The following is a 25044-nucleotide window of genomic DNA, read 5'->3' as shown; positions in this document are numbered from 1 at the left end:
GTTATTCTTTTTCCTCTTTCTCCACTGCATCTTTATAATCTGGATACAAGAATTTATTGTAAGGAAAGCGAGTAATATGAATTTGTCGTACCGCTTCATATACCCGTTCTCTGAATTCTTCGAAGTTTTCTTTTTGGGTCGCTGATACAAATAACGCATTCTCATGTCCTACCCTATTCATCCACGTTTGTTTCCACTCCTCGAGCGTAAAGTGACGGGGCGTTTTCTCCGTCATCAAATCATCTGCATCGATGGTCAAATGCTGGTAAGCATCAATTTTATTGAACAGCATCAAAGTGGGTTTATCATTGGCTTTGATATCCAAAAGAATTTGATTCACCGAACTAATATGATCCTCAAAATCAGGATGTGAAATATCTACAACATGCAGCAACAAATCGGCTTCGCGTACCTCATCAAGAGTACTTTTGAACGAATCTACCAATTGTGTAGGTAGTTTTCGGATGAATCCCACGGTGTCCGAAAGCAAGAATGGTAAATTTTTGATGACCACTTTTCGAACGGTGGTGTCTAGGGTGGCAAACAATTTATTTTCTACAAAAACATCGCTTTTGCCTACCGCATTCATCAGCGTCGATTTGCCCACATTCGTATATCCTACCAACGCCACGCGAACCATCGCCCCACGATTGCTACGCTGAATACCCATTTGTTTGTCGATCGTTTTGATTTTATCTTTTAGTAACGAAATACGATCACGAACAATACGGCGGTCGGTTTCAATCTCCGTTTCTCCCGGACCGCGCATCCCGATTCCTCCTTTTTGTCGTTCTAAGTGCGTCCATAAACCCGAAAGTCTTGGCAACAAATAGATGCATTGTGCCAATTCTACCTGTGTTCTTGCATAAGAAGTTTCGGCTCGTTGCGCAAAAATATCCAAGATCAAATTGGTTCGGTCAAGGATTTTACAGTCGATGATTTTGGAGATATTCTTTTGCTGCGAAGGGGTCAATTCATCATCAAAAATCAAAGTCGAAATGTCATTTTCTTTGACAAAAAGATGAATCTCGTCTATTTTTCCCGTTCCCAAAAAAGTTTTAGGATTGGGTTTGTCCATTTTTTGCCAAAAGCGTTTTACCACTTGTCCTCCAGCGGTAAAGGTCAAAAACTCTAATTCGTCTAGATATTCTCGAAGCTTCTCTTCACTTTGACTTTGTGTCACGATCCCAACAATGGCGGTTTTTTCGAAATTTATTTTTTCTTTTTCTAACATAACATCAAATAAGAGGCAAATTTAATCATTTGCTTTTAAAGAAGGTGGCCACGAATGCTCTAATTATTTTTTATTGGATTCAAAAAAAGAAAGCCACGAATGCTCGAATTATTTATTTAATGATGACTTAGCAAAATGAAAGACCGCAAATTCGCAAATTATTTTTTATTGGATTCAAAAAAAGAAAGCCACGAATGCTCGAATTATTATTTAAAGAAGGCTTCGCAAAATGAAAGGCCACGAATGCTCGAATTATTTTTTATTGGATTCAAAAAAAGAAAGCCACGAATGCTCGAAATTATTTATTTAGGGATGGCTTAGCAAAATGCTCACCAATTACTATTTAAAAAATTCGAGCATTCGTGGCTTATAACTCCCAAAACATCACTCGTAAGTATAGATTTTTACAGTTTTAATCATGCCACTGTCTTCGATTAAGGAATATGACGCGGGATAGTTTTGAGCATTGTATTTAAAGATCCCTGCACGAACCACCGTATTGGCTGTCGAGCTAAACTTTAATTCATTGTGACCACTGATACAGGTAAACTCAAATTCCTCTTCTTGAAAGGAAACCAATGGGACAATCACTTGGTAATGGGGTCCAAAAATGTTTTTAACCATCAACAAATTAGCCGATGCTTTGTCGTCATAACCAAAATACTTGATGGTCTTATCGCCCAAAAGTCCGGTTTGTTTGATAAGATTGCCTTTGTCATAAAAATATTCCGTTTTATGAATAATTTGTTGGTTCCGATCTCTAACCGAACGCCGAACGAGAGTCGCGTTTTCCACTACATAATCGACTTCCTCTACAAAAAGTTGTTGGGTAGTACTTTTTTGGGTCACCTGTTTGATACGGGATCCTTCATAAGCAAAAGTCACGGTTTTAGTGACTTGACTCCCGTTTTCATCATATTTTTTAGCAAACACTATCAAACGGTTTGCTGTATCATACTTGTAAGTAATCACTTCTTTCCAATGACTACCGTTGCGCTCTTTTACGGTATGATCCAGCAAACCTTGAGCATTATAAAAAAACCGCTGGGTTACATCTGAAGTTGTTATACTACTGAGTTTTCCTGACTCAAAAGCATACGTTTTGTGCACTGCCTCGCCACTTTTATAATTTCTAAAATTGGTTTTGACCACCGCAATTTGTTTTAATTGAACCGGTTTGTCTATTGCCTGACTGTGAGAGCCAAGTGAAAAAGCCAACATAACGATGGCTACAAAATACGTTTTCATTTTGGGTTAAATATTGATTTGGGACGGCCAAAATACAAAAAGGATTATTAGTAAACGCGATTTAGAAAATCATTTCTTTTGGGATACAATTGAGACCAAAACAACTATAGTTAACTAAGATGCGGTGAAAAAAGAAGTTATTCACCGCATTTTTTGCGGCAAAAAAAATCAATTGACTCCAGCTTTAGCTGGAGTTATGGGGATGGATTGCATTGGCTTTAGCCAAGTAAACGCAGCTAATTTTGGCTAAAGCCTTTAAAGCTTTTAAATTTCAACCCTCCAACTAAAGTTGGAGGCAATTAATGTCCAAAAAAATACCTGAATAATTGCTAATTATTTGATGGTCAAATTAGTTAATTTTGATTCCCTACTTATCCCCAAAAAATTGCACATCATCTACCATAAAAGCACCATCTAGCGCGGCATTTTTTCCAGAGCCTGTGTAGCGAAAGGCAATATTGACTTTGCCTTTATAACTACTTAAGTCAATCGCACCTGAACCTATGAATTGATACCAGGGTGTGGCTTGTTTGGGGACTAGGGCTGGCAAAGGAATCCATGTGGCTGTGGCTACATTTACCCCATCAAAATTGCTGGAAATAAAAACATCTAAAGTATTCAGTGGTGAATCTACATCGAGATGATGTTGGGCCGAGCGGAAGGTTAAAATTTCTTTGGTTTGGGTATCTAAGTCGATTTTGGGCGAAATTAACCAAGCTACATTCGAGACTACTTTGGTTCCCGAAATCGCAAACTCGGCGTACCCATTGCCATTATAAACCGTGCCTTTCCAAACTGGTGTTCCTTTTTGGGCTAAGTTCGCCCAACCGGGCAAGCTCAAATTCGTTTTATCCACTACTTTTTCAAAATCCTCTTTGAAGAAAGGTGTGATACTGGCGCCTGTCAAGTTCACATCTTTTTCAGATCGAGCAATAAGTTGGTAATCTGTACCAAATTTTGACAACACACCTTTGACTTTTCCCGACCCTTTTGGGACTATTTTACTGGAAAAATCGGCAAAACTAGAGGTTCTAAAAATAACTTGATTCCCCCATTGATCCATCAAATTCCAATTAGTCCCTCCACCAATATCTTCACTTTCTTCATAATATTTTCGACCTACAGCTTCAGTGGTAAATTGAACGTTTTGCAATTCGACCAAGGTGTTTAAGTTGGCGTCATTCAAGAGTTCGGGAATGGTCATCGTTTTGGTTAATTGGGATTCATCGATAATAGCACAAGAGGGGAAAAGTACCTTTCTGTACTCATTTGGCGAAAGCCTCCCTACCCCACCTTCATTATAGGAATTGACAAAAACAGCCCCTATACGAAGTCCTCCAAAATGAATATCGGTATATTGGTTTTTGAGTTGAAGATAGACTTTGTTTCCCAATCGAAATTCGATATACAAATTTGACACATCCACAGGTACGCTAAAACCAACGGCAGGTACCGTAGGTGTAGCCAACGTTTGAAAGCTGATCGTTTTGAAAAAATTGCCCCCTTCATCACTCGAAACCACATAAGCTTCAATGATATCGTCAAAAGGGTATTGCGCCACAATAGCATTGGCAGTAGTCTGAACATGGGCTACCGTTTGGTTGACTTTCAAATCAGGTTGCGTACATGCTAATTTTGGAATATCAAAATCTTCTTGAGCACAATTTGTCAAGATGAAAGAAAAAACAAGGATGCATGAAAAAGTAGCAATAAAACGTTTCATAGTGGCATAATTTTTATGAAATTGATTATAAATTCAGATAGAGAGAAACAAAATAAATGCGCCCATAGCCTTGGAAATATTTGTGACCAAAATTGGGCGTCCCGCTGGAAATCTCCTGATTCCTTCGACGGAAATTCGCATTTCGGGCTTGTTCATATCCACCGGTTTGGTAGTTTGAATCCAGGAGATTAGCTACACTGACAAACAGTCCCAAGGTTTTCCCTTTGAGGCGCCACGTTTTTCCGCCTGTGCAATTTAAGAGTACAATAGGAGTCAGTTGTTCTTGGCGCAGTAATTCTTTGGCCCGTTCTTCGGTAGCCTCTGGAAAAGGAAAACCATTGGTGGGATTTCTGAAAAAAATAGCCGTTCTGGCCAAGGGCGAAACGGAGATATACGATTCAGTAATGTAATTTAAATTAGTCCCCACCCACCAAAAGTGAGGGTCTCGATATTCCAAGCCCAAACTATAGGCTTGTTGCGGCAGTCCACTTTGATGGTAATGTTTGAGCGTTGCTTTTCCAAAATCAAAAACAGGATTGATGTTGTCTATCGAAGCTTGGGCATCATTGGTGATGGTCACGTTGGGGTTACTGGCATAAGTATAATGTCCGTAAGCGGCTGCCAAAGTTGATTTTAGGGTACTGCTTATAGGATATTCCAAACTTAATTCGGCGCCCCAATTTTGTTTGTCGAGTTGCGTAAGCGTTTGTCCTACGAAAGCATCGGTAGCAGTAAACCCTGCTCCATCCTCAAAAATTCCTTCGGCGTAAAAAAAAGAATTCTCTGTGGTGTTTTTTAAATAAGAATAGTAGGTCGTGCAACGGACTTTTAGCCAAGGTGTTCGGTATTGATACGAAATTTCGGCGCTGCTTTGACTTTCGCTAGTGAGGCCATTCACCATACTATTATTCAGTCGAGCATTAGGAAAACTGCTTTGAATCGTAGGTGCTTTACTCAAATGGGCGGCATGAAATAACACCGCTTGTTTTCCGGAGAAAGAATAGGTCATCCCCGCTTTGAAACCAAAATTTTCAAATGTGATTTTTGGGCTTTTACCCAAAGAATTGCTCTCGTAAATTCCATTTTTGTATAACCCTTCTCGTTGATAACTACTAGTTGAAAATTCCTGTCCGAGGTAGCAATGAAGGCCTGGAAAACGAAATTGCAACTGAGTAAAAGCTTGAATGACTTGCGCTTTCATGAAATAATTATAGCCAAATGTATCGCCTTCAACCACTTGCCGATTCGGATGATTCAAGTCGGATTGTGCTTGATTCCCGTCATAAAAGACCTCCAAATCTTCAAAATGACTACCTCCCAAAAGATCGACTACTTTTTGATATTGCGCTATTTTTGAAGATTTGAAATTCGCGCCTGCTGTAAGCGAAATGTATTCTGAAAGTTGGGTATTCAAAAGAGAATTGGCTGCAAGCACGGTTTCGTCAGCTCGATCTTCATAAACAATATACTTGCTTTTGGAAGGTTCGTATCCGATAATCACTCCATTCGAATCAAGTATGGGTTGTTGATTGGCTTGGTAGAGCGCATTCCAATTGATTTGAGGATTTTCTAGGAAGGCGCCCCTACTTTTTTCGGCATTCTCAAAATCGGGAATAAAGGCACCCGAAAATTCTCCATTGTCTTTTTCGTAAAGCGAGCTGTAATAACTTGGCATTTTTCGATAGTAAGTCGGGTCGGGATTGTTAGCATTTTGAAAATCGATATTGCTATTGCTGATGGTGCCCCATTGATAAAGTACTCCCGATTGAAGCTGTGTTTTGTCGTTAATTTTAAAATAGTGGTTCAACAGCAACAGGGGTTCTCTAACGGTTTTTATTCTGGCATTGCGCGGCTTACCGTCTTGAAATCCCCAATAGGAATTGTATCGTGTTCCCATTAAATTAAAGACCTCGGCGGTGTTTGGAGCGGTTTTGGCACGAGCATTTGGGGTGTAGATTCCGGTGAAATTGAGCGAATGTTTTGCATTGAATTGTTTTTCGACACTGATAAAAGCTGAATTTCCGTCAAAATAAGTGCCTTCGAAATAGGGATTTTCTCCCATTCTTTTTCCTGCTGAAACTACGAATGCCCAGCCTTTTTTGCTGACTCCAGAAACATAAGTCGCCATCATTCTCCAGTTATAGGTGGTGTTAGTTCCAGCAAAAGAGAGACGGCTTCCTTGTCGATAACTAGAAGCTCTTGTACTGATGTGCTGTGCGCCTAAAAGTCCCCCAAAACTGTAATCGAATGGCGCAGTACCGATGGTGATTTCCTGATTGCGCAACACATCGTTGATGCCTCCCCAATCGCCCCATTGCGGTCGCCCATCCAAGAGTTTGTTTAGTTCAAGTCCATTTAATACTAATGTTGCATTTTCGGCATCAAGCCCTCGAATCCTAAAACGGGTTTGTCCCCACTGAAAAGCGGCGGCTTGTTGCAACACATCGCGAGAAGCCTGCAATAACGGGCTTGTACTTTGAGCACCATTCAACTCATCGTTGAGTTGGTCTTCTGATAGCGCGATGGTGGCACTTTGGAGTTCCGACATTAGATCAGGGCTGAGTAGAATAGTACCCAAATCAGACATCGTATTTCGATGAACATTTACGGAAAGTAGCTGATCTTTGTAGCCCTGAGAATGTACTAAGACATAATAGGTATTAGGCAGAAGCTCTTCAAATACGGCCGTTCCTGTTGCCGAAGTAAGTTGCAAAAAAGAGGTGTTTTGAATCGTAACTACCACTGAAGCAAGGGCTTTTTTGGATTGGGCTTCGATTACTTTTAGGGTAAATCCAGTTGCGTTTTGCGCATAATTTTTTTTAAATAATAAACATAAAACAATAACCAATAGTTTTTTTAGCATAGGCGTTTTTTTAAATAAACTACTTCAATGGAGGAACTTTAGAAAAGCATCCTCCAATGAAATAGTTTGGGAGTGTAAGCTCCCAAATTAATTAATAAAACGTTTTTGGAAATTTGAGTATCGGACTCAAATGCTTTGAAAAAAAATAGTGGTATTTTATATAGGTAATATCGTAAACTATTGACTTCTATTATCTAACAAATATAAATGTAATAAAAAAACTATTAACATTTGTGTTTTTGAAATTTTTTTTCTGAAAAACAAAAAGTACTTTTATAGCCCTGATGGGAACGGCATCCTTGTGGTCCCGGGGTTCGGGACCACAAGATATAGTGGACAGCAGGACGACTCGTCTTGATTGCAGGGGGTTTGTGCTCCTCTCAAACTACCCTTCCATTTTAATTTTAGTTACCATTACTGCGATAATAAACCCAAAAACGCCTATAAAGGCAAAGGAGAATTGGAGTCCAAACGCTTCGGCGATGTACCCAATAACTGGCGGCCCCATCAAAAAGCCCAAAAAGCTGATACTAGAAACCGAGGTTAACGCTTGACTAGTAGGTATGGTAGGATGTTTTCCGGCCAAACTTAACATGGTAGGAATAATGGTAGAAACACCTAGTCCTACGACCATAAATGCCAGAGTTGCTGGTATAAGATAGGGAAAAATTACGGCAGTGAAAAGCCCTATTGAAATGACGCAACCACTGATTTGCATGACTTTCTTGCGTCCCCATTTTTGGGTGAGTCGATCGCCAAAAAAGCGTCCAAACGCCATCATTATCATGAATGAAGTGTACCCTAAAGCACTTAAAGAACCGTCTACATGAATGATTTCTTTGAAATAGACGCCACTCCAATCAAACATCACTCCTTCGCTAGCCATGCTACAAAAACCAATAATCCCTAACCACATGAGTGTGGTATCGATTTTAAAAAAAGATTGTTTTTTGGTTGGTTTTTGAGTTTCCTTGGCTTTGATTAAAAAAGTATAGTTGGTCGCCACCAAGAAAAATACGATTATCCCTATCATCACAAAATGAGCATAAGTTGGCATATCAAAACCTAAAACAACCAACCCTACCAATGCGCCCATGAATCCGGCGATGCTCCAAACTCCGTGGAATGAAAGCATGATGTTGCGTTTGAATAAACCCTCGGTGTAAACGCCTTGCGTATTGACGGAAATGTTGGTTAAATTTGCCGTCAATCCTAAAAAATATAATCCGATAGCGAGTTGCCATCCGTTTTCGGCTAAGCCCAAATTAGTCATACAAAAGGTATATAGTAAAATAGCAACGGGTAACGTTTTATTACTTCCGAAACGAGTCACCAATTTTGCCGAAAACATCATCATGGTCAATTGTCCCATGGGCAAGGCAAATAAGATGCTACCTAGCCCGGCTTCGGTTAAATTTAAAGCGGATTTGATCGTAGGAATTCGGCTTGCCCATGTAGCAAAAGTTAATCCCATTCCAAAATAGAAAAGTGAGACAGCCCAACGAATGCGATTAAGGTACGATTGTTTTACTTCGCTATATGCTTTTTTGTATTTCCCCTTTTTTTTGAGGCGTTCTAAAAAATTAAAATAAATCAAAATAGTTGATTTTAAGTGTTTTATATTCAAATTTAATAAAAGGTTTTCAATTCAATTTTAAAAACCTGCTTAAATTTTCAGTAGGCTATTTATACCTGAATTCTTTTTTGGTGTTGATGACTTTGCAAGGCTGCTTCTATGATTTGCATCACTTGAACGCCTTCTGCAGCGGAAACAGGTACTTTTTTGCCGTGGAGTATGGCTTGGTATACACCCTCAAAAAAGGCATAATAATTGCCTTGAAGCGTGGGTACTTTTTCTTTAACCCACTGCTCCCCTATTTCGGTATGCAAAAATCCTTGTAGTGCTTCGGGTTCGGTACCCCAAGTGGTCAAATTGGGTTTTTTGCCTAGTTTCAGTTCGTCTTCTTGTACATCGCCACGTGCTTTTAAAAACGATCCTTTTTTGCCGTGAAGGGTATACGATGGATGTGGTTCGCGCACAAAAAAGCCAGCTTTGAGTCGGACTCTTAGGTCAGGATAAAATAGGGTGATATCAATCCAATCGTCTACTAAAGAGTGGGCTCTAGTAATCCGGATGTCTCCATTTACGGCCTCTGGAAAACCAAACAAACACAAGGCTTGGTCGATGATATGTGGACCTAAATCTTTCAGAATTCCAGCGCCGGCATTTTGAGTTTCTTTGTGGACTTTTGGACTCAAATTGGGATTGTAGCGATCGAAATGAATCTCGGCTTCTACGATATCTCCAAGGATTTTGTCTTGCAGGACTTTTTGAACGGTTTTGAAGTCGCTGTCCCATCTTCGGTTTTGAAAAACGGCCAATTGCAGTCCTTTTTCATTGGCCAAAGCTTCTAGTTCTTGAGCTTCGGCAACGGTGGTGGTGAAAGCTTTTTCTACGATGGCGTGTTTTCCGGCGAGCAAGACTTGTTTGGCGTACTCATAATGTGTTCCTACAGGCGTATTCACAATTACCAAATCGCAAGCGTCTTGGAGTAAAGCTTCCAAAGTAGCGTAGCTTTTTACAGAAGGAAAATCAACTTGAATCATTTTTTTACTTCGTTCCCAAGCCCCCATTAGTTCAAAGCCGGGATGTAAATCGAGAAAAGGCGCGTGAAATACTTTTCCGGACATGCCGTAGGAAAGTAGAGCCGTTTTAATTTTTTGCATAGTCTAGATTGAAAGATTGAAAAGATTGAAAAGATTAAAAAGATTGAAAAGATTAAAAAGATTAAAAAGATTGAAAAGATTAAAAAGATTGAAAAGATTGAAAAGATTGAAAGATTGAAAGATTGAAAAAAATGCTTCCTTTTGGCAAATTTACATAGAATTTTGGGGCGAGTCTCTTTTTGAGTTGATTTTGGGCAAATTTTGACATAGTGTTTTAGAGATTGTTTCCGTAAAACAAGAAGACCTAAGTAAAGCTTCTTATTTTTAATTGAAAGGAGTGTAGCAAATTAACAAACAATTAAAATCCTAAGTAGTATATTGCGCTCACAAATACAATATAAAACGCTATTTTTGTGCGTTATTTAAGAACTAAAAGTATACAATGGAAATCGTTATCAAGTTTGCTCAATTTTTATTGAGTTTGTCCTTATTAATTATTCTACACGAATTGGGACATTTTATTCCTGCCAAATTATTCAAAACTAGAGTAGAGAAATTTTACTTGTTTTTTGACCTTAAATTTTCGTTACTCAAAAAGCAAATAGGCGAAACCGAATACGGTATTGGTTGGTTGCCTCTTGGCGGTTATGTAAAAATCTCTGGGATGATTGACGAGAGTATGGACAAGGAACAAATGGCCTTACCCCCACAACCTTGGGAATTCCGCTCCAAACCCGCTTGGCAACGTTTGATTATCATGTTGGGTGGTGTTACGGTAAACTTCATTTTGGCGTTCCTTATTTATATAGGAATGGCTTTTGCTTATGGAGATATGTTTGTCGCCACCGATGATATGAAAGACGGATTATTAATTGAAAATCCGGTAATGAATAAAATTGGTTTCCAAACCGGTGATAAAATCCTTGCTGTTGATGGCGAAAAAATTGCAAAATTTGACAACACCATCAACATGAAAATCATCATGGGGAAACAAGTTCAAATCGAAAGAAATGGCGCTATTCAAACCATTCAAATGCCTGTTGATTTTGTGGACCAATTGTCAAAATTAGAAAAAGGCCCTTTAGTAAGTATGCGTATGCCGTTTGCGGTTACTGCTATTTCTGAAGAATCGCTAAATAAACAATTGCAGCCTAAAGATGTTATCATTTCCTTGAATGGGCAATCTGCCAAATATTACGATCAAGTTACCGCTATCTTGAAAGCCAACAAAGGCAAAACCCTGCCAGCGGTTGTGATTCGTAACGAAAAAGAGGTGCCGGTACAAGTAATCGTGAGTCAAGACGCTAAATTGGGCATTCAAGTGGGTAGTTTAGGATTAGAATCGTTAGAAAAATTAGGCTACTATAAAATTAGCAAACAAGAATATAGTTTTTTCGAATCGATTCCAGTGGGGATTACCAAAGGAAAAGACCAATTGGTAAGCTATGGCAAACAATTGAAAATGATTTTCAATCCAGAAACCAAAGCGTACAAACAAGTGGGCGGATTTGCAGCTATTTTTAATATTTTCCCAAGTTCTTGGAGCTGGGAAGTATTCTGGAACATCACGGCTTTGTTATCGATTATGTTGGGAGTAATGAATTTATTACCCATTCCAGCCTTGGATGGTGGACACGTAATGTTTTTGTTGTACGAAATCATTAGCGGCAAAAAACCAAGTGACAAATTCTTAGAGAATGCTCAAATGGTTGGTTTTGTTTTACTTATCTCGTTACTTTTATTTGCTAATGGAAACGACATCTACAAGGCGATTGTAGGCCGATAAAAAAAATGAAAAAAAGTTGAAATTTTGTTTGCAAAACTTGAAATTAGGTGTATCTTTGCAACCGCTTAGACAAACAAACAATGTCAGTCAAAGCCACAGAAAACGTTCCTACTACGCATTATAATACACAGTTTCCTCCTTAGCTCAGTTGGTTAGAGCATCTGACTGTTAATCAGAGGGTCCTTGGTTCGAGCCCAAGAGGGGGAGCTTAAAAGCCTGACAGTAATGTCGGGCTTTTTTTATGGAAAAAACTTTTTGGACTGGGTTTGAGTCCGCCACGGCGGAGGAGCTTAGAAGCTTGACAGTAATGTTAGGCTTTTTTTATGGAATAAACTTTTTGGACTAGGTTTCATCTTAAAAAATTACCCTTTCGATTATCGTTTACTGATACAGATTACTTGTAAGATAATTTTGTTTTTCTTCTATTTATGACGTGACTTCCCAATACATTTTTTGTAAGTTTGTAGGGATAGCATTTTCTGCTAATTCACAAATGTCACGCTTTATAAAAAATTTATGCCTTTATTTCAAAATTCAGTTGTTGCTAAATATCTAAAAACGCAAGATAAAACGCATCTCACAAAGCAATGGAATGACTTCAAAAATCATTTTCATAATCCTACTATCCAAGAAAATATTCGAAATAGTAAAGAAGAGCAATACCAAGAGGGATTTTTGAGGGATTTGTTTGTGAAAATTCTAGGCTACAGCCTTAATCCTGATACAAATTTCAACCTGACTACCGAATACAAAAACGTAAAAGATAGCAAGAAAGCCGATGGCGCTATTCTTATTGACGATAAAGTAAAAGCGGTAATTGAACTCAAAGGCACCAACACTACCGATTTAGGGAAAATAGAAACACAGGCTTTTGGCTATAAAAACAACCAACCTGATTGTGTGTATGTAATTACTTCCAACTTTGAGAAGATTCGTTTTTATATAGACAATGCCATAGAACACATTGAGTTTAATCTTTTCACGCTAACCGAAGCCGATTTTGACTTACTGTATTTGTGTTTAGCATTTGAAAATATTTCCAAAAACATTGCCAAGAAAATCAAAGACGAATCGGTAAGTGAGGAAGATGTCATTACCAAAAAGCTGTACAAAGATTACTCCCTATTTAAAAGAGAGTTGCACCAAAACCTCGTACAATTAAATCCTGAATTTGATCCTTTGGACTTATTCAAGAAATCGCAAAAATTACTAGACCGCTTTTTGTTCCTGTTCTTTGGAGAAGACCGTCATTTATTACCTCCCAATTCGGTTAGATTGATATTGGCACAATGGAAGCAACTACAAGAATTAGACGAATACACCCCGCTTTATGACCGTTTCAAAAAATATTTTGGGTATTTGAACACGGGCTACAAGGGAAAACAATATGATGTATATGCCTATAACGGTGGACTTTTTAAGCCTGACGAAATATTAGACAGCATAAAAATTGACGATGATTTATTGTACACCCATACTTTAAAACTCTCTGAATATGACTTTGCCAGCGAAGTAGATGTAAACATATTGGGGCATATTTTTGAAAACTCTTTGAACGAGTTAGACGAAATAAAAGCTCAATTGGAGGGAACCGATATTGACAAAACCAAAACCAAACGCAAGAAAGACGGTGTTTTTTATACCCCAAAATACATTACCAAATACATAGTCGAAAATACTATTGGTAAATTGTGTGAGGAAAAGAAAGTAGCACTGGTAATAAATGATGAAGACTACTTTGCAACAAAGGAGCATGCACCTTTGCCAAAAAAGAAAAAACAAGAATTATTAGAAAAACTGGACACTTACAGAAAATGGCTATTACAACTCACTATTTGTGACCCCGCTTGTGGTAGTGGTGCTTTCTTGAACCAAGCTTTGGATTTTTTAATTGAAGAACACCAATATATTGACGAACTGCAAGCCAAGTTGTTTGGCGATGCCTTGGTGTTAACCGATATGGAAAACAGCATTTTGGAAAACAACCTTTTTGGGGTAGACTTAAATGAAGAAAGTGTAGAAATTGCCAAACTCTCTCTATGGTTACGCACCGCACAACCTAATAGAAAACTAAACGATTTAAGCGGTAATATTAAATGTGGCAACTCCTTGATTGATGATCCAGAAGTGGCAGGAGATAAAGCTTTTAGTTGGAAGGAAGCTTTTCCGCAGGTGTTTAAAGAAAAACAGAAAAAACCATTTCATATTACAACAGCCATTCACGATAGTCGCACTTCACAAAGGATGATTGACTACAAGGTTCGAGAAAATAGAGCTTTGGGAACTATGCCTGAGCCACAAGTAAATTATCTTACCGATGATGACGAAATGGTAATTGCAGAAACGGTTTCGATTTTGGCAAAAGAACTACAATTAAATATTGTAGCATTTAATGTCTGCAAAGATCATATTCATATTGTTTTGGTTTGTGAAGAGGACGAAATTGACGAAATTGTTAGAAAAATAAAAGGACGTACTGCTAGAGAAGTAAATAAAAACAATGGAATAAATCCTGTAATCAATAAGGATTACAACAATGAGCTTTACAACAATGGGCTTGAGCCCATTGTCAAAGAAAGTACCGGAGCAAAAAGTGTCCCGCTATGGACACAAAAATTTGGATGCAAAGCAATTGTGGACCAAAACCAATTACAAAACACCATTGCCTACGTAAAAAACAACAGGGAAAAGCATAATTTGCCACCACATAGTAACAAGGGGTTTAAACCCCTTGTCGAAAGTATAGCCTGCTCCCACGAACACGCCTTTAGAGCCGAATATAAAGGTGGTTTTGATGTGATTATTGGGAATCCGCCTTATGTGGTTTATATTAAATCTATTGTTGGAAATTCTACCATTGATTATATCATTAAAAATTATAAGTATGCTGAATATAATCCAAACACTTATGCTTTATTTACAGAGCTTGGAACTAAGATTTTAAAAACTAATGGTTTCTTAGGTTTCATAATTCCAAATAGTTGGATGCAGAACAAATATTTTTCAAATATGAGAGATTTTGTTTATGGATTGCAAGTAAATGAAATAGTTTATTTAAAAAATACTGCTTTTCAGGAAATTGTTGAAACTGTAGTGTTAATATTTGAAAATAGAATTAGAATTTCAGACAAAATTAAACTTACTAGTGAAATTGTTGAAGATAAATTTATTTTTCAAACTTTTGATATTCAAAAATATAAAAATGGGTACAATCCATTTATAGAGACAACGGATAGTATTATTGATAAGATGAATATCCAAAAGAGTCTTAAGAATTATGCAATTATCTACAGAGGTCTTGAAACTAAAGATAATCAAAAATGGATTGTTTCTAATAAATTAGATGATAACCACAAGCCTATTTTATTAGGTAAAGATGTTAACAAGTATTCTACATCTTACAGTGGTTCATATGTCAACTTTATCAAAAAAGAAATGAAAAGTAATGCTAATGAAGAATATTATAATAGAGCTAAAATATTTATGAGAAGGACAGGCTCTTATATAATAGCAGATATTGATTTGACAAAGGCTATGGCATTAAAGAACTTATATTTAATTATTCCAAATGATGAAGACAATATCTACAGTATTGTAGCACAATTGAACTCTAAACTTTTTAATTATTATCATAAAGCAAAATCTTCAGGAGAAAATAAAGCATTTGCGCAATTTACTGGTGAATATATTGAGTCATTTCCTTACAATATTAATGATGATTTCAATATTAAATTTAAAAATCTAGTACAAAAAATAACTTCAAGTAATTCAGAATTAATTGAACAATCCCAAAAATTCCAAAGAACGCTTCAACGTAAATTCGAGCTAACCGATTTGCCCAAAAAGTTACAAGATTGGTATTTGTTGTCGTATGGAGAGTTTATCAAAGAATTGGGCAAAAAGAAAATCAAACTTTCCCTTTCGCAAGAGGCAGAGTGGGAGGATTACTTCAGCCAAGAACAGCAAAAAGCCGTTGCTTTAAAACAGCAAATAGACACCACAGATGCGGCAATAGACCAAATGGTGTATGCCTTATATGGGTTAACGGAGGAGGAAATAGCAATTGTGGAGAATAGTTAAAAATTTATAAATGAATATTGTTCATATTATAGGAAATGGATTTGATTTAAATTTAGATTTAAAAACTAGTTATAAAGACTTTTACGATTATTATATTAAAATAAATAGTAAAAATGAAATTATTGAGTTGTTAAAAAGAGAAATAAAGTCAAATTCAGAAAATTGGTCAGATTTAGAACTCGCTTTAGGAAAGTTTGCATCAAAAATAAAAACAGTAGATGAATTTGAGGTCATTAGACGGGACATCATTTTAAATCTTTCAAATTATTTAAAAGTCATTGAAGATTCTTTTGATTTTAAAAAGGTTATTATAGGTGAACTTTTGATGTTTTTAGGAGCTCCAAATCGTAAATTAAGAAATGGGGATAAAATTAAATTTGAACAAGAATATTTATCTTTTAAAAACCATGTAACCCAAATAGATACGATTTCATTTAATTACACATCAATTTTAGATAAACTACTTATTGGGCAGACTAATAAACAGATGAGTATTGCAAATTCATTGACCAATCATTCCATAATTAAGCCAGTTAAGCACATACACGGCTATCTTAACGAAAGGATGATAATTGGCGTAAATGATCCTTCACAGGTTTTGAATGAGTTTTTTGTTAAAAATATTGATTTTAATGAAGCCTTTATAAAAACCGAATACAATAAAGCGGCAAATCATTTAGTTGACAATGAGTGTGTTGATTTGTTAAATAATGCCAATATAATTTGTGTTTTTGGAAGTTCACTGGGCTTAACTGATAAATTCTGGTGGGAATTAATTTGTGAGAGACTTTTAAAGGGAAACTGTCAATTAATTATTTATCAAAGAAATCCATACATAGAAAATAATCTCTTCAGCAATGATATTTCAAAAGAAATCAGAAAAACAAAGGATAAGTTTTCATCGTTTAAATCCAATGCAACTAGAGAAGAAATTGAAATTATAAAACAAAATATTTATGTAAATATAAATTCAGATTTTTTTAAAATAGTCTAATAAATTAAACTTGTTAATATTGCTTTTACTCGATAAAATTCAATTTTTATGATTTTATACCACAACACATCCAATACCCTTGAACAAGTAAAGGAAAAGCCTTTTAAACTGGAGCGAGAGATTCAAAACCTTTTTGAAAACAATCTTCAAAACATTATGGGGTTGCAAATGGTGAAATCAGAGTTTAGTATCAAGAATAAGCGTATTGATACCTTAGCTTTTGATACACAATCCAACGCTTTTATCATTATAGAGTACAAGCGAGACAAAAACTATAGTGTGGTAGACCAAGGCTTGACTTATTTAAACTTAATGCTACAAAACAAAGCAGAGTTCATTTTAACGTATAACGAAACCTTACCCGAGCGTTTGCATAGTAAAGATGTGGATTGGTCACAATCTCGTGTGGCTTTTGTATCGCCCAGTTTTACAGAAAACCAAATATCGGCTAGTGATTTTAAAGATTTTGGAATTGAGTTATGGGAAGTAAAACAGTTTGAAAACAATACCATAAGCATTAATAGTATCAAAAAAAGTTCGGGTGCTCCCAGTATTAAACCGCTTCTAGAGAATAATGAGAAATTAAAGGAGGTAAAAGAAAACATAAAAGTGTTTTCAGAAGAAGACCATTTATCTAGTGGTTCAGATACTTCGAGGGAATTGTATGAAAAGTTTAAATCTGCCATCCTTAATCTTTCAGATGGAATCGAAGTTATACCCCAAAAATATTATATCGCCTTCAAAAAAGGGTCAAACATTTCAGATATTGAAATGCAAAAGAAAGGCTTGAAAATATTCATAAATACCAAAATAGGTTCGTTAGATGATCCAAAAGGTATCGCCAAAGACGTTTCCACAATTGGACATCGGGGCAACGGAGATTATCAAATCCAAATAGAAAATGACAATGATTTGGAATATATAATGAGTTTAATAAAACAGGTAATTAGTGTATAGATTCTTGCAAAATGCTTAATTTTAATAACTAATAACAGGCCTTTCACCCAAAAATCTTTGGGATATGAAAAAGTTTTATGACCACTATAAAACCTCTGGTGAAAACTGCGACACAGCGTCGCATTTTTACCTTGGAAACATAATTTATTGATAATGAGTAAAACCACTACTGATGACGAGGCATTGTTTTACGCTTCAAAGACAGTAGAATTGGCTTGGACAAGAGATATTTTACAGAACGTTTCCAATTGCGTCCGCAGTGCGGAAGCAATTCAATACATCATAAATAGAATGGAACTAAAAAAAGAGATTGAAAAACTAAGCAAAGGAGAATAAGGTTGCAATGAAACTCAGCATTAGAATAGTAAATAAGTTCTGTATTCACCATAGCTATTTACAACCAAAGCCCGACAAAATTTTTTTGTCGGGCTTTGGTTATTGTACAAATCACTCTTTATATCACCATCGTCAACTGAATACGTTTACGGTCTTCATCAACTTCGGTGACTTTTACTTGCACGTGTTAGTGGAGTTGCTACAATTTCAATACTTCTTCGATTATTTTTTGTTTGCAGGTTTCCCAATTAAAGTCTTTAACCATTTTAGGTTGCAACTGAATATCTGCATCCTCAAAATAAGCTAAACTTTTTTGTACCATAAAAACAGATCCATCAGGGTATTTTTGAGTATAAAAGGAAAATATTTCTTTTAATGAAAACTCTTCAAGTAAAAAAAATAAATCAATAAAATCTTTTTTTGAGCCTCTTCCTGCTATAGCATTTAACTTCATTGCAGCAATGTCTCTGGTTGACAGCATTCTAATATTTTCAACTAATAAAGCATTCGTTAATAATGGATATTTGTAATTCACAAAATCAACTTTAATATTATTAATCTTTGTAATTAATACATTTTTGGTACTTTGCGTTACAACAACTTCTCCAAAACTTTTTAATGTATCGATAAATAAATCAACTTTAATTTCTGAATTGCCAAACAAATCTATGTCAATAGAATTTCGATGTCCTATTTGTAAAGCCAGAGCGGTGCCGCCCACTAAATTGAAATCTGAAAACAGATTTTCATTCATAATTCCTTTTAAAAGTTCCAGTAGGTCGGGTACAACTGTCTGTGTTTGTAACATCTGAATTCAGTTTTATCTATATTAAATAGGGCTGACAAATAAGAAAGTGTAACTGCATCTAAGCTTCTGATTTTGATAGAAATATCTTTTATTTGATCTAATCCATACAAATCTTTTATTAAATTCCAATCACTTATTAAGCCATATTCTAAAACCTTTTGAACTAAATGGGCTTTGTGAATTTGTAGATCAAATCTATCCAAATCCACGTCCCAAAAAAGATGGGGCGAAAAGTCGTCTATAGTGATTTCTTTCTTCATAAAAACAAAGATAATAAATTTTAAATTTCAAAGGTTTAAATACGGTATTCCTGTTTCAAACCCTTGAATTTACCTTATCAAACGAACTCAATAGTACGCATTGGAATTTGGAATTTCTTTTTTTTGAGATTTCCTTTTTATATCACCATCGTCAATTGTATTCGCTTTCTTTCTTCATCTACTTCCGTTACTTTTACTTCAACGTGTTGGTGCAATTTAACCACTTCGTTGACATCGCTCACAAATCCGGATTTGAGTTGGGAAATGTGAACTAAGCCACTTTCTTTGATGCCAATGTCGACAAAGCAACCAAAATTGGTAATGTTGTTCACAATGCCTGGCAAAATCATTCCGGTTTTTAAATCTTTAATGGATTTGACATTCGGGTCGAATTCAAATATTTTAGCCGATTTTCTTGGGTCCAATCCTGGTTTTTCGAGCTCTTTGAGGATGTCTTTGATACCCAAAATCCCAATTTCGGGCGTTACGTAGTTTTCGGGTTTGATGAGCGCAATTTTTTCTTTGTTGGCAATCAAATCATTCACAGAGATTTTCAAGGTTTTAGCCATTTTTTCTACTATGGCATAAGCTTCGGGATGCACCGCCGAATTGTCTAACGGATTTTTTCCTTCTTTTATTCTGATGAAAGCTGCGCCTTGTTGGAAAGCTTTTTCGCCCAATCGCGGTACTTTTTTGAGTTGTTTTCGATCGTCAAATGGACCATTTTCAGAACGATACGTCACTATATTTTCGGCTAGTTTTTCTCCAATACCACTCACATAACTCAACAAATGTTTGCTAGCGGTATTGATGTTGATTCCCACCGAATTCACGCAACGAATTACCGTTGCATCCAATTCTTCTTTGAGTTTGGTTTGGTCCACATCGTGTTGGTATTGTCCCACACCAATGGCTTTTGGGTCGATCTTTACCAATTCGGCCAAAGGATCCGACAAACGACGTCCGATAGATACCGAACCACGAACAGTGACATCGTAATTTGGGAATTCTTCACGAGCAATTTTGGAAGCCGAATAGACCGAAGCCCCTGCCTCCGAAACAATAAATACTTGAACAGGTTTATCGAAAGCGATTTTCTTGATGAAGAATTCGGTTTCTCTTGAGGCGGTTCCGTTCCCAATGGATATGGCATCAATATTATAGGCGTTTACCATCGATTTGATTTTTTTCATCGCCATCGCCGTTTCATTTTGTGGCGCGTGCGGATAGATGGTTTCGTTGTAGAGCAAATCGCCTTTTTCGTCCAAACAAACGACTTTACAACCCGAACGAAATCCCGGGTCGATGGCTAAAATTCGTTTTTCGCCCAAAGGGGGAGCCAATAACAATTGCCCTAAATTATTCGCAAAAACCTGAATGGAATTGGCATCGGCTTTGGCTTTGGCTTCTTGCAAGGTTTCGTTCGCAATAGCTGGTTGCAGCAATCTTTTATAAGAATCCTCAATGGCCAATTGTACGTGGGAGGTACTTGGACTTTGTCCTTTCAACACCAATTCGTCGATTAGGTCATAGGCTTCGTTAAGATCTGCTTCGACTTTGAACTTGATAAAACCTTCATTTTCGGCACGCAGCATCGCCAAGAGTCGGTGTGAAGGCGCTTTGGTCAACGGTTCAGACCAATCGAAATATTGCGAAAATTTTTGCGCATCAGGTTCGTCTTTTTTCGTTTTGACTACTTTGGTGGTGATGGTCGCTTTGCGTTCGTACAAACGACGCAATTGTTTACGAACATAAATATTTTCGTTGATCCATTCGGCTATAATTTCTCTGGCGCCTTGTAAAGCCGTTTCTTCATTGACAATGGCATCGTTCAAGTAGTGCGTAGCCAAGAAATCGACATCGTCATTTTTCTGTGCCATTATAATTTTGGCCAAAGGTTCTAATCCGTTTTCACGAGCAACATCGGCTTTGGTTCTTTTTTTCTTTTTGTACGGCAAATACAAATCCTCCAACTCTTGTAGGTCAAAACTCTGTTGGATTTTTTTATCCAATTCGGGCGTCAAAGCGTTTTGCTCTTCGATGGATTTTACGATGGCTTCTTTTCGTTTCAAGATGGTCTCGTACTCCTTTTGGAGTTTGGCAATTTGTTCGATTTGTGTTTCATCTAGATTCCCAGTGGTGTCTTTTCGGTAACGGGAAATAAAAGGTATGGTGCAATCTTCTTGTAGTAATTGAACCGTTTTTTGGATATTGATGGCTGCGGTAGCCACCTTTTGGGCGATGAATTGTAGGTTGGTCATTTTTTGAATTTTCTAAACGCAAAGAAGCAAAGTTTTCGCAACGTTCGCAAAGGTTTTTGGAATTTATTACTGTATGAAATGATATTCAAACCCCAAAGTGAATTACAATTTCGGGGATCCTTAAGTTTCTAATATGAATTATTTTTAAGTTGAAACAAAATACGCAAAGGCAGGAATCAAATAAATGGTTTTGTCCTCTATTTGCAAGCTGTCTTTTTGATTTTGAGTGATTATAAATCCTTCTTTCAAATCGAAAAACTGCATTGCTTCTACTAATCCGTCCAATTCTCTTTTTTTGTTATCTCCATTTATTTCGTAACAAACCTGAAGTGCTGCGGTACATTTACCTTTATCGAAAAGCACAAAATCGCATTCGTTTTTTTCTCTAAAATAAAACATTTTAGTGCCTTTATTTCTCAAATAAATATAAACAGCATTTTCTAGTTTTCGACCATTATCCGAACTAAAACTTAAGGAATTAGCATTGATTAATCCGTTGTCAATGGCATAAATTTTTCTTGGATTTACGGCACTGCTTTTGGCTGAATAACTAAATTTTTGCAAGAAAAAAAGTAAATAGGCATCTTCTAACCACGTTAAATAATCAACAACGGTATTGGTGGAGCCTACTTGAAATGTTTTTTTCAAACTAGTATAAGTAGTTTCTTTCCCCACATTCGAGATTAAAAACAACGCAATATCTATCAGTATTTTGGTATTTCGAATTCCGTAACGAATGGCAATATCCCGGAACACAATATCTTTGAACAAGTTTTGTAAAACTTCGTCATTGTTCGACTTAAGATATTCTGGAAAACCTCCTTTTTCTAAATATTGGGTTAACGAAAACAGATTCGCTTCTTTTTTTTCGAAAACTATAAACTCTTGAAACGAAAAGGGAAATAATTCCGTGTTTAAATAACGTCCTGTAAGTCGGGTTCCTAAATCTTTACTCAGTAATGAAGCGTTAGAACCGGTAATAAAAATCTTTTTTTCGTTGTCGTGTAATTGCCGGATATAGACTTCCCATTGGGTTACATTTTGAATTTCGTCAAAGAAGTACGCTTCTACATTTTTAGGAATTATCTCTTCTAGTTTTGAAAAATCAGAAACTTCAAAATTGATTATTCGTGGGTCTTCAAAATTAATATAAGCTACTTTGGAGTATTTCTCCATCAAAAAATTCAATAAAGTACTTTTTCCACAACGCCTAATTCCCGAAATTACTTGAATAAAACTACTGTCAATGAAAATCGAATCGGCCTTGGTTCGAATGACAAGGGAGTTGTTTTTTTTTATTTTTACTTGTTGTAGTAAATACGCGTTTTCTATTTCTGATTTTAGTAACATCTTTAAAATTGTATTTTACAAATATACAAAATTATATAATACTAAAATACAAATAACTAATAAAACCTTACTGCTTAACCTTTTGGGCGATGTATTGTAAGTTGGTCATTTTTTTAATTTTTAGGATAGCTAAAATAGCTTAATTTACTCTAGCTCTTTTTGACTTGGTGGTAGAAAATTTTCTCCTGTTACTACACTTTTTCCAGTTTTCTCCTCTAAAGCTAGTCGGGCGTTTTTGGCAATTGCTCCTCCTTTCTTACTGGCTTTTGCATTTTCTAAAAGTCCCTTGGCTTCGTCTGTTTCGGCAATTTGTCGGGTAGAAAGTTCTGCGAGAGCTGTAAAAATTAATTCAGCTTCCGTCATATGATCTCTTAAATTTTGAGTTTTCAGTCCTTTTATTTCTTTATGATTTTTAACAGATAATCCTGTCCATTCCTGATGAATGATATTGATCAACATTGCAAATTCATCTTGTTTTTCAACACCAGATTCCTTCCAATAATCGGTTAACTTATTGCGAGTCTCCTGTCCAGTCATTCGTTGCTGAATCCATTTTTCGCTACGTCCTAATTTTTGCCAATTTTCACGGGCACGGTCTAAACTTTGGGCGGGATCTGCCAATTCTTGCATTCGTTCATAGCCTACTTTTGCTAACCATTGCTTGAACGGCTCTGCTTTTGGAGAAGGAATAGATTGAATTAAGCGCAATAAAGTTTCCGTATCGGCGGTATCTGTTAGTCTATTTCTACCATCTTCGGCTACCATTTTCAACTGTCCGATTTTATCGGACACTTCACTTCCTTCTTTTACTAGTTTCTTTTTCAAATCAGACCAATATTTCCTCGGTCTGTCTGTTCCTGTTAAAATCTGAATAACATCAATAACTGAGAAATACCAAATTTCTTTTTCAGCATCATAATGGCTACGTACTTTTTTGGCTTCGAATAATTTAATTGGGCTCATAATTAAGGGATTTTTATGACTTACATAAGAGTTCTAAATATAAGAAAAACAACTTACTTCTTTTATCTTTGACTTCAATTTTTACCCAAATGAACTTGGTTTTTTACTTTCTTTTATTGATTAACATATTCGCTTTTTTTGTAATCGGCTATGACAAAATAGTAGCTCAAAAACATAAAAGAAGAATCCCCGAAACAACACTTTTAGCTTTCGTGTTCTTCGGAGGAGCTCTTGGTAGTGGGTTAGCGATGCTTTTGTTCAGACATAAAACAAGGAAAACCAGTTATCTTATAAAATTTTGGTTGATCGTTATATTGCAAATTTTAGCCATTTGTTTTGTTACATTAGACTATAAAATCTAAATAATTTTGCTTGTTGATTACCTCAAAACTAGCTTCAGGATAGGCTTTTGCAAAGGCCGTGGGGATTTTAGCTTTTCTGTTTTCATTCCATTTGAATTCGTAGCCTTTCAAATTTCCGTTTTCTTCTTCGAGCCAATCCAATTCTTGTTGGTCATACGTACGCCAAAAATAATTGAATACTGTTTTTTGGGTATAATTTTGATTTTTTATACGCTCTGATGCCAAATAATTTTCCCACAAAGCCCCCACATCGGTTCGGGATTCTAAACGAGTAAAATTGCCAATAATGCCATTACGAATCCCGTTGTCATAAAAATACCATCTATTGGATTTGGTGATTTCTTTTCGCAGGTTTCTGCTAAAACCCGGCACTTTATAAAGTATAAAAACTTTTGAAAGCAAGTCCAGATAACGCTCGACGGTGTTTTTGGAAATACCCAATTGTCTAGCTAATTCTTGCAAAGAAACCTCTTGTCCTACCTGATAAGCAATTAATTTGAGTAAATCCAAAATTTTGTTGGACTGCTTGATACCCTCAAAAATCAAAATATCTTTCAATAAATAGGAATTGATAATCTCTTTTATGTAATTTATTTTATCATTCCAATCAGGGTATTGTTCGAGTTCGGGATAGGAGCCAAAAAGCAATCGCTCTTCCAATTTTTGAGTGGTTACTTTGAAATTTTCATAGTTAGAAAATTCCATTTGAGCCAATGGAAATAGATAGATTGTATTTTTTCTTCCCACCAAAGGTTCTCCTAATTTATTAGACAAATCAAAAACTGACGATCCTGTAGCAATAACTTTTATATTGTCAATAGAATCCACAATCAATTTGAGAATCAAACCAATGTCTGGAATATTTTGAGCTTCATCAATGACTAACAATTTGGTGTTTGCTAAAAGACGGCTGTAATTGGTTACGGAACGTTCTTTCAACAAATTTGCATCCTGAATATCTTCACCATTTAACTGCAAATAATCTGTTTTTGGAATGGTAGCAAGATAATTTTTGATGAAAGCAGTTTTGCCCACTCGCCTTGCACCCAATAAAATGAGTACTTTATTGGGTAACACTTTTTTGGAAAACAGTATATCTATACCTCTATTTAAAAAATCCATAGCCTGAAATGTTTAAATTTAGATACAAAT

The 25044-nt window shown here is 36.2% G+C and carries 19 protein-coding genes and 1 tRNA gene; 8 read left to right on the top strand and 12 right to left on the bottom strand.

Features of this window, described 5'->3' with window-relative positions; genetic code table 11:
- Position 1: 1 nt before the first annotated feature.
- Both hflX and ACSVH7_RS02760 read right to left on the bottom strand, forming a co-directional pair.
- Complete coding sequence (gene hflX, locus ACSVH7_RS02765; protein ID WP_438065164.1) at positions 2 to 1234, bottom strand: GTPase HflX; 1233 nt, start codon at positions 1232 to 1234, stop codon at positions 2 to 4.
- 384 nt (positions 1235 to 1618) lie between these two features.
- Positions 1619 to 2482, bottom strand: a complete 864-nt coding sequence (locus ACSVH7_RS02760; protein ID WP_438065163.1) for a hypothetical protein — start codon at positions 2480 to 2482, stop codon at positions 1619 to 1621.
- 124 nt (positions 2483 to 2606) lie between these two features.
- Between ACSVH7_RS02760 and ACSVH7_RS02755 the strand changes: the two genes are divergently transcribed.
- Positions 2607 to 2732 carry a hypothetical protein gene (locus ACSVH7_RS02755; RefSeq protein WP_438065162.1) on the top strand — a complete coding sequence of 42 codons (126 nt, stop codon included), beginning with the start codon at positions 2607 to 2609 and terminating at the stop codon, positions 2730 to 2732.
- A gap of 117 nt (positions 2733 to 2849) precedes the next feature.
- Here the strand turns inward: ACSVH7_RS02755 and ACSVH7_RS02750 are convergent, their stop codons facing one another.
- The 4 genes from ACSVH7_RS02750 to ACSVH7_RS02735 all read right to left on the bottom strand — a co-directional run bounded on the left by ACSVH7_RS02750 (position 2850) and on the right by ACSVH7_RS02735 (position 9795).
- Positions 2850 to 4205: a DUF5689 domain-containing protein gene (locus ACSVH7_RS02750; protein WP_438065161.1), complete on the bottom strand. Its 1356-nt coding sequence runs from the start codon at positions 4203 to 4205 to the stop codon at positions 2850 to 2852.
- 25 nt (positions 4206 to 4230) lie between these two features.
- Entirely contained in the window at positions 4231 to 7068 is a 2838-nt protein-coding gene (locus ACSVH7_RS02745; RefSeq protein WP_438065160.1) for a TonB-dependent receptor, read from the bottom strand.
- 385 nt (positions 7069 to 7453) lie between these two features.
- On the bottom strand, positions 7454 to 8665 hold the full coding sequence (locus ACSVH7_RS02740) for an MFS transporter (protein ID WP_438065159.1): 1212 nt from the start codon (positions 8663 to 8665) through the stop codon (positions 7454 to 7456).
- 89 nt (positions 8666 to 8754) lie between these two features.
- On the bottom strand, positions 8755 to 9795 hold the full coding sequence (locus ACSVH7_RS02735; protein WP_438065158.1) for a Gfo/Idh/MocA family oxidoreductase: 1041 nt from the start codon (positions 9793 to 9795) through the stop codon (positions 8755 to 8757).
- Between the two features lie 382 nt (positions 9796 to 10177).
- Here ACSVH7_RS02735 and rseP point away from each other — a divergent pair, with 382 nt between their 5' ends.
- The 6 genes from rseP to ACSVH7_RS02705 all read left to right on the top strand — a co-directional run bounded on the left by rseP (position 10178) and on the right by ACSVH7_RS02705 (position 17888).
- Positions 10178 to 11521: an RIP metalloprotease RseP gene (gene rseP, locus ACSVH7_RS02730; RefSeq protein ID WP_438065157.1), complete on the top strand. Its 1344-nt coding sequence runs from the start codon at positions 10178 to 10180 to the stop codon at positions 11519 to 11521.
- A gap of 133 nt (positions 11522 to 11654) precedes the next feature.
- Positions 11655 to 11728 (top strand) — tRNA-Asn (locus ACSVH7_RS02725).
- A gap of 309 nt (positions 11729 to 12037) precedes the next feature.
- Entirely contained in the window at positions 12038 to 15601 is a 3564-nt protein-coding gene (locus ACSVH7_RS02720; protein WP_438065156.1) for an Eco57I restriction-modification methylase domain-containing protein, read from the top strand.
- Between the two features lie 10 nt (positions 15602 to 15611).
- Positions 15612 to 16595: an AbiH family protein gene (locus ACSVH7_RS02715; RefSeq protein ID WP_438065155.1), complete on the top strand. Its 984-nt coding sequence runs from the start codon at positions 15612 to 15614 to the stop codon at positions 16593 to 16595.
- 48 nt (positions 16596 to 16643) lie between these two features.
- The gene (locus ACSVH7_RS02710; RefSeq protein ID WP_438065154.1) at positions 16644 to 17552 is read left to right on the top strand and encodes a DUF5655 domain-containing protein; all 909 of its coding nucleotides are present in this window, start codon (positions 16644 to 16646) and stop codon (positions 17550 to 17552) included.
- A 153-nt stretch (positions 17553 to 17705) separates the two neighbouring features.
- Positions 17706 to 17888 carry a hypothetical protein gene (locus ACSVH7_RS02705; RefSeq protein WP_438065153.1) on the top strand — a complete coding sequence of 61 codons (183 nt, stop codon included), beginning with the start codon at positions 17706 to 17708 and terminating at the stop codon, positions 17886 to 17888.
- A 199-nt stretch (positions 17889 to 18087) separates the two neighbouring features.
- On the opposite strand, the gene ACSVH7_RS02700 is transcribed toward ACSVH7_RS02705, so the two are convergent.
- The 5 genes from ACSVH7_RS02700 to ACSVH7_RS02680 form a co-directional block, all read right to left on the bottom strand.
- Positions 18088 to 18696 carry a nucleotidyl transferase AbiEii/AbiGii toxin family protein gene (locus tag ACSVH7_RS02700; RefSeq protein ID WP_438065152.1) on the bottom strand — a complete coding sequence of 203 codons (609 nt, stop codon included), beginning with the start codon at positions 18694 to 18696 and terminating at the stop codon, positions 18088 to 18090.
- Positions 18651 to 18956: a DUF6922 domain-containing protein gene (locus ACSVH7_RS02695; RefSeq protein WP_438065151.1), complete on the bottom strand. Its 306-nt coding sequence runs from the start codon at positions 18954 to 18956 to the stop codon at positions 18651 to 18653. The genes ACSVH7_RS02700 and ACSVH7_RS02695 overlap by 46 nt, the downstream gene beginning before the upstream one ends.
- A gap of 137 nt (positions 18957 to 19093) precedes the next feature.
- The gene (locus tag ACSVH7_RS02690; RefSeq protein ID WP_438065150.1) at positions 19094 to 21217 is read right to left on the bottom strand and encodes a Tex family protein; all 2124 of its coding nucleotides are present in this window, start codon (positions 21215 to 21217) and stop codon (positions 19094 to 19096) included.
- A 144-nt stretch (positions 21218 to 21361) separates the two neighbouring features.
- Positions 21362 to 22567: an ATP-binding protein gene (locus ACSVH7_RS02685; protein WP_438065149.1), complete on the bottom strand. Its 1206-nt coding sequence runs from the start codon at positions 22565 to 22567 to the stop codon at positions 21362 to 21364.
- A 144-nt stretch (positions 22568 to 22711) separates the two neighbouring features.
- Entirely contained in the window at positions 22712 to 23530 is an 819-nt protein-coding gene (locus tag ACSVH7_RS02680) for a BRO family protein (RefSeq protein ID WP_438065148.1), read from the bottom strand.
- Positions 23531 to 23619: 89 nt separating this feature from the next.
- On the opposite strand from ACSVH7_RS02680, the gene ACSVH7_RS02675 reads away from it, so the two are divergent.
- Positions 23620 to 23892 (top strand): DUF1294 domain-containing protein, encoded by a 273-nt coding sequence (locus tag ACSVH7_RS02675; RefSeq protein ID WP_438065147.1) that lies wholly within the window; start codon positions 23620 to 23622, stop codon positions 23890 to 23892.
- Here the strand turns inward: ACSVH7_RS02675 and ACSVH7_RS02670 are convergent.
- The gene (locus ACSVH7_RS02670) at positions 23875 to 25014 is read right to left on the bottom strand and encodes an ATP-binding protein (protein WP_438065146.1); all 1140 of its coding nucleotides are present in this window, start codon (positions 25012 to 25014) and stop codon (positions 23875 to 23877) included. The genes ACSVH7_RS02675 and ACSVH7_RS02670 overlap by 18 nt on opposite strands.
- Between the last annotated feature and the right edge of the window lie 30 nt (positions 25015 to 25044).

The sequence above is a fragment of the Flavobacterium sp. TSSA_36 genome (assembly GCF_051547165.1).
Classification (GTDB): domain Bacteria; phylum Bacteroidota; class Bacteroidia; order Flavobacteriales; family Flavobacteriaceae; genus Flavobacterium.
This window is presented reverse-complemented; position numbering and strand designations above follow the sequence as displayed.